At 46.4% G+C, this 334-nt stretch carries 1 rRNA gene; it reads left to right on the top strand.

Going from position 1 to position 334, the window contains the following annotated elements:
* Positions 1–79: ribosomal RNA gene (locus M3180_RS22440) — 16S ribosomal RNA — on the top strand; the annotation flags it as partial.
* Positions 80–334: the final 255 nt, after the last annotated feature.

Raw genomic sequence — 334 nt, 5'->3', positions numbered from 1 at the left:
GTCGAAGGTGGGGTAGATGATTGGGGTGAAGTCGTAACAAGGTAGCCGTATCGGAAGGTGCGGCTGGATCACCTCCTTTCTAAGAGAACACGATCTTCCGAGTAGAAGATCATAAGATCCCTTGAGGATCAGGAGAGCTTAGATCTTCGGATGTAAGTTCTCCAGCAGAGATTATGCTTTCGAAGTGTGTTTCTGCGAAACACTTTAGGCAGTTGTTCGCTCACTCGTTGTCAGTTTTGAAGGATCAATGATTCTTCAGATGGTAGTAAATACCTGTTGCAAGGCGAGGTTAGACGATGATATAATCATCTTCCGGCCAACAAAGCCGAGCAGC

It is taken from the genome of Paenibacillus camelliae (genome assembly GCF_023715345.1).
GTDB lineage: Bacteria > Bacillota > Bacilli > Paenibacillales > Paenibacillaceae > Pristimantibacillus > Pristimantibacillus camelliae.
The sequence above is the reverse complement of the archived record's forward strand: the minus strand, read 5'-3'. Positions and strand labels throughout refer to the sequence as shown.